The sequence below is a fragment of the Hansschlegelia beijingensis genome (assembly GCF_045505405.1).
Lineage (GTDB): Bacteria > Pseudomonadota > Alphaproteobacteria > Rhizobiales > Methylopilaceae > Methylopila > Methylopila beijingensis_A.
Map to the genome: position 1 here is coordinate 1 of NZ_JBJKEX010000175.1, position 6,214 is coordinate 6,214.

Here is a 6,214-nt window from a genome sequence, read left to right on the forward strand (position 1 = left end):
CCGGGTCGAAATAGCTCGGCCACTGCCAGACCGCGATCGCGAGGTGGATGGTGTTCTGCTGGGCAGCGAGATGATGGGGGTCGCTGCCCAGCATAACACCATCCAGCCCACGACCAGGCAGGCGAGCACCAGAAGACCCGCCGGCAGCCGCATCAGGAAGGGCGGCTCGTGCGGGGTGCGCGGCAGGTCCTGCGGCGGCGGGCCGAAGAACACGTCGCGGATGAAGCGGATCGAGTACGCCACCGTGAACATGCTGGCGAGAGTCACGATGTAGGGCAGCGCCTGGTCGATCAGCGAGTTGTCGTGGATCTCGATCGTCTCCGCGAAGAACATCTCCTTGGAGAGGAAACCGTTCAGCAGCGGCACGCCGGCCATCGCGGCGGCCGCGACCATGGCGAGCGTCGCAGTGACCGGCATGAATCGCCAGAGCCCGCTCAGGCGCCGGATGTCCCGGGTCCCGGTCTCGTGGTCGATGATCCCTGCCGCCATGAACAGCGACGCCTTGAAGGTCGCGTGGTTCATCAGGTGGAAGATCGCCGCGACCTGGCCGAGCGGCGAGTCGAGCCCCGTGAGCAGCGTGATCAGGCCGAGATGGCTGATGGTGGAGTAGGCCAGCAGGCCCTTCAGATCCTGCTGGAAGCAGGCGCAGAAGGCGCCGAAGATGAAGGTGACGAGGCCCGCGCCGCCGACGAGCCAGAGCCATTCGTGGCTTCCGCCGAGCGCCGGCCACAGCCGGATCAACAGGAACACGCCGGCCTTCACCATGGTCGCAGAGTGCAGGTAGGCGGAGACCGGCGTCGGCGCCGCCATCGCGCTCGGCAGCCAGAAATGGAACGGGAACTGCGCGCTCTTGGTGAACGCGCCGAGCAGCACCAGCGCCAGCGCCGGCACATAGAGCGGGTGCGCGCGGATCAGCGCGCCGGAGGCCAGCACCCGGTCGAGGTCGTAGCTCCCGACGATGTGGCCGATGATGAGCACGCCCGCGAACAGGCAGAGCCCGCCGGTCGCGGTGACGGTGAGGGCCATGCGCGCGCCGTCGCGGGCCGGCGCCGTCTGGTACCAGTAGCCGATCAGCAGGAACGAGAAGAGGCTCGTCAGCTCCCAGAAGAAGACGAGCTGGATCAGGTTCCCCGACAGCACGACGCCGAGCATCGCGCCCATGAAGGCGAGCAGGAAGGAGAAGAACCGCGGGACGGGATCGGAGGGCGACAGGTAGTAGCGGGCGTAGAGCACGACCAGGAAGCCGATGCCCGTGACGAGCGTCGCCATCAGCCAGGCGAAGCCGTCCATCCGGATGCTGAACTGGAGCCCGAGTTCAGGCGCCCACTCGGCCGTGTAGCGGATCACCCCGCCGTCGACGATCCGGGGGTAGCAGGAGGCGACCAGGATGAGGCCCGCGAGAGAGACGGCGCCGGCGAGCCAGGCCTCGGCGTTGCGAGCGTTTTCACGCAGCAGCGCGGCTGCGCAGCTCCCGACGAACGGGAGCGCGAGCACGACCACCAGTGAAAAAGCGTAAGACATCAGCATCCTTGGGAAGCGCCGAGCCTCCTGCGGCGCGGGTCCTGTATCGCTGATCTGGCCCGAGCCGGGCAACCGCCCTGCGTCCAGTTGACCGCGCGCGCTCCTGAATTCCTCGCGAGCGGCGCAAAAGCCTGGCCTCATGCGCGCGGCGACCGGAGCGCCAGCCGCCCGGGGCGGGGTTCGCCAAATCGACCGCCTGCGGTCGCACCCGGCAGCGAGCGCCTTCGAGCCTGATCTGCTTTGTCGGCGCCGTGCCGCTCAGCGGCGTTCACCGCTCGGAACGTCATCCGGTCGAGGATGCCCTTCCCCGACGTGCGCCGCGGGCCGCGACCGAGACGGGCGCACATCAGGGCGCGCTCGGGATTCACGCGAAGGACCCGCGCCGTCGCCTGGAGGGGCTGGATGCCTCTTCGGGAGGAAGGGTTTTTTGAGGCGGCCGGAGCGCCGGATGAACGGCGTCATCGGCCGGGGCGCAGGCGTCGCGATCGCGCGCCGGTGGAGCGTCCCTGGCCGGAAGACGAGCCGGGCCGCGTCATGCATCGGCCCGAAGACGAGCGCCCACCGCCACGCTGCGCGCGAGCGGAGGGGTCGTGGTCCTCGACGTGACCGGCGGCGTCCGGCCTGAAGCCGCACGGCCCTGTTCTTCGCGGGTTCGGATCGCCGCTAGGCTTTCCGGACCCGGAGAAACAAGGCCGTGCGCGTTGTTTACAGGTTCGACGGAGACGGACTCAGTTGAACTTGAGGGTCAGGCCCGCCATCACGGTGCGGCCGATGCCGGGCTTGGCGCCGTCGCTGCGATCCGAGACGTAGAACTTGTCCGTCAGGTTCTGGCCCGACACCCAGGCGGTGAGCTCCTTGGTGACCTTGTAGCTGGCGCGCGCCGAAAGCAGCCACACGCCTTCGACCTTGCCCTCTTCCACGTCCAGCGGGTTCATCGGCAGGTTGAGGGCGTCGGTGTAGTAGGCGCCCCGATAGGTCCAGCTCAGGCTGGCGTCGAGGCCGCTGTCATGCTGCACGCCGAGCGTCAGGTTCGCCGTGTGCCGCATCGACTCGGGGACCCGGTTGCCAGAGACGTTCACGCCCCCTTCCTCGGTGCCCTTCACGATCTTGCTGTGGACGAAGGTGTAGACGCCTTCTCCATAGATGTTCCAGGCGCTGTTGGTGAAGGCGCGGCTGTCGACCCGGGCTGAAAGCTCGAAGCCGTCGAACCGAACCTTGTCCAGCGAGCTGAACACACGGTCGCCAAAGTCGGACTGGAAGGCCTCGCCGAACTGATAGTTCCGGATGTCGCTGTGGAAATAGGCCGCGTCCAGGGTGAGGCCGCGGACGGCCTTGCTCCGGACGCCGATCTGGAAGTTGTCGCCGACTTCCTTCTGCGGCGCGATGTAGCCGGTCTCGGTCTCAAGCACGTCGCGGACGATATGGGGCGACAGGCCGCGATGATAGCCGCCGTAGAGCGTCGTGACCGGCGCGAACTCCCAGGCGAACGAGAGCATCGGGAGAGCCTGGAAGTAGGTCGAGTTCCCGTTGTTGGCGGAATCGTCCAGATCCCGGAAGCCGATCTTGTACCGCTCCAGACGCACGCCGGGGACGACCGTGAAGGTCGGCGTCACCTGAACCGCCGACTGGGCGAAGGCGGCGAAGGAGTTCGCCGTGAGCTTCTGCCTGCCGTCGCGCGAGCCGCGATCGTCGAAGTCCAGCCGCTCGTTGATCTGCCCGATGCGGTTCTGGTTGTCGAAGAAATGCTCTTCGTACCGGGCGCCGGCCTGCACCGTATGGGTCAGCCCGCCGAACAGGGGAAGGTCGGCGAATTCGATGCGCGAGTCCGCCCCGTAGTTCCGGTAGAGGCGGTCGCGGCCTTCCATCACGAAGTCGGACGGCGGGTTGTTCGAGTCATCGCTGACATAGAAGCGGGCGCGGTCGTGATAATTGCCGTAGAGCCGCGTCGACAGCGTCGTCTTGTTGTCGATGTAGAAGTTATGCGCGATCTGGCCGCGGTAGAAGTCGGCGTTGTACGTGTTCCAGTCATAGCAGTCGCCGCACGCGACCGGGAAGTGCCCGGCGTCCGCAGCGGCTTTCTTGTTGTGCTTGAACTTCTTGAACTCCGCGAGAGTGCCCGAGAAGTTGTCTTCGTCGTAATGATCGCGCTGGCGGAAGAACCCGCCCGACACGGTGAGATCCTGATTCTCGCCGCGAATGCCGAGCGCGCCATAGAAGTCGTTGTAGCCAAGCTTCTCCGTATCCCAGGAGCCGCCTGCATTGAGCCCGGAATAGGACAGGACGACGCCGACGTTCTCGCCGCTCTGGCGCGTATGCACATGGCGCATGTTGTTGACGCTGCGGTCGGCGCCTTTGGTGTTGCCGAGCGCGCCGCTGAACACGGTCTCCTTGGGACCGAAGGGCGAAAGATTGCGGAAGTTGATGACGCCGTGATTGTTCAGCGGCCCGTAGTTCACAAGAGGTCCCTTGAGAACCTCGATGCTTTCGATGCGCTCCACCGGCGGCGTGTAATGCGTGCCTGCGTCGAGGTAGGGCGAGAAGTTGATCGGGACGCCATCCTCCATGACGAGGACCTTGCGCGAGCGGCGGAACGGCGAGCCGCGCAGGCTGATGCCGGAGTGGCGTCCGAAGCCGTCGTCCGAGACGCTGGCGGCGCCGGGAACGTTCCTGAGCGCGTCCTGGGTCGTGAGGGGGCGCTGGTCTGCAAGATCCTGGGCGGTGACGCGGTTGGCCGAGCCCGCGAAATCCTGAAGGTCGGTCGGCAGCATCTGACGCGGATCGATCGGGCTGACGGTCCCGGCCGCGGCTGACGCTCCCGCGGCCCGCGCGCCCCTGACGTCGATCGGTTCAAGCTGCGTCGCGCCGCTCTCCTGGGCCCGGAGCCCAGCGGGCGCCAGCAAAGCCGCCACGCTCGTGGCCGCGAGCAGGGCCACAAGTTCTTGCCTCTTCTTCATTGAACTCCCCCGACCAAGAGGGAAGCATTCCCTCCTAGAACCGGGTTAGTCCTGCTTCGATCGCCGAAGGTCGGTCAATTCACGAAATAATTATGGCGTTGTGATCAAGTAAGAGAATAATATTAAAGGCATTTATTATTATTGTATATTGTCAGGAAGGCCGGGTCGGCAGTGCCTGTTCCTGACTTGGGCGCGATCCTTTGTTTGTCAAGCGTCGCCACCTGGCGGTCGCTGGTGAGCGGGGGCCAGACGAGCCGTCTCCTGTGAGACGATGGAGCGGCGAACCTCTGCAATCCCACGCTTAACGCCACGGGAGCTGCTTTCCACCCAGCTGAACGCCGCGCTGGATGGCGGACTGTTAGCCGGGTGCTGAGGGAGAACGCAAGCCCTCGGCTGCGCCTTCCACCGCAACGCCCGCGGCATCGGAGGGCGCCTCAATGCAGCGCGCGCTTGAGCTCTTCGCCGAGGACGTCGACGTCGATCGAGCCGACGAGCCTCGCAGAGAGGCGCTCGCTTCCCTGGCGGTCCCGCACCAGGAGGGTCGGCGGCCCCACCACGTTCTCCCTCGACATCAGCGCCCGGACGTCCGGGGACATCGAGGTCACGTCCACGGTCACGGCGGCGAAGTGGGCCAGCAGCGCCCGGATTTCCGGGTCGCGGTCGAGCGCCCGGTCGTTCGCCTTGCATGTCGGGCACCAGTCGGCGGTGAACGTCACGACGGCAGGCCGGCCGGCGTCGCGCGCCATCTGGAGCACCCGGTCGTACTCGGCCGGCGTGCTGACGACGTTCCTGACTTCGGAGGGCTGGTCCGCGGCGGGCGAGGCGGCGGCGAGAGCCGCCAGCGGTCTGCGCGGATCGTCTCCTCCAGCGGCCGCTCCGACGATGAGGCTTGCGCCCCAGACCGACACGACGAGGCCGGCCGCCTTGAACACGCGGGACAGCGGCGGCGAATGGGGGCCCAGACGGTCCCACGCGCCGGCGAACACGCCGATCGTGATCAGGGCCGCGCCCCAGAGCAGCATGGCCGCCTGCGCCGGAAGCGCGCGCGCGGCCATGGAGATCGCGATGGCCAGGAAGGCGACGCCGAAAAGCTGCTTCACGCGCACCATCCACGGGCCGGACTTCGGCAGGATGCGCGCGCCGAAAGCCCCCACGGCGAGCAGGGGCGCTCCCATGCCGAGACCCAGCGCGAACAAGGCGGCGGATCCGCGTGCGACGTCGCCGGTCTGGGTGACGTAGAGCAGCGCCGCGGCGAGTGGCGGCGTCGCGCAGGGGCCGACGATCAGCGCGGACACGAAGCCGAGCGCCGCAGGACCGAGGACCCTCCCGCCCAGGCCGGAGGAGGCTCCTGACAGTCGCTGCGCCAGCGCCTGAGGAACCTGCAGGTCGAAGGCGCCAAGCATCGACAGGGCGAGCGCCGCGAACAGGATCGCCGCCGCTCCGGTGGCGACGGGCGTCTGGAGGGCGGCCTGCAGGTTCTGCCCTGACCAGGCGGCGGCCAGGCCGAGCAGGGCGTAGGCGGCCGCCATCGCGAGCACGTAGGAGAGCGAAGTGGGCAGCGCCGCGCTCCTCGACGCCGCCCCGCCGCGCGCCAGGATGCCCGCGAGGATCGGGACCATCGGGTAGACGCACGGGGTCAGCGACAGCAGGAGCCCGAGCCCGAAGAACGCGGCGAGGACACCAACAGCTTGATCGCCTGCATCAGCTGCGGCGTCATCACCAGCGACTGGGATTGGCGC

The 6,214-nt window shown here is 67.5% G+C and carries 4 protein-coding genes; all 4 read right to left on the bottom strand.

The features are described from left to right. A partial coding sequence (locus ACIKT0_RS11460; protein WP_407105471.1) for a proton-conducting transporter transmembrane domain-containing protein occupies window positions 1-1,527 on the bottom strand: 1,527 nt, incomplete at its 3' end. Between the two features lie 722 nt (window positions 1,528-2,249). After that, the gene (locus tag ACIKT0_RS11465; protein ID WP_407105472.1) at window positions 2,250-4,475 is read right to left on the bottom strand and encodes a TonB-dependent receptor family protein; all 2,226 of its coding nucleotides are present in this window, start codon (window positions 4,473-4,475) and stop codon (window positions 2,250-2,252) included. A gap of 434 nt (window positions 4,476-4,909) precedes the next feature. Next, on the bottom strand, window positions 4,910-6,124 hold the full coding sequence (locus ACIKT0_RS11470) for a protein-disulfide reductase DsbD family protein (protein ID WP_407105474.1): 1,215 nt from the start codon (window positions 6,122-6,124) through the stop codon (window positions 4,910-4,912). After that, window positions 6,112-6,192: a hypothetical protein gene (locus ACIKT0_RS11475; RefSeq protein ID WP_407105475.1), complete on the bottom strand. Its 81-nt coding sequence runs from the start codon at window positions 6,190-6,192 to the stop codon at window positions 6,112-6,114. Before ACIKT0_RS11475 ends, ACIKT0_RS11470 begins: the two co-directional genes overlap by 13 nt. Window positions 6,193-6,214 lie beyond the last annotated feature (22 nt).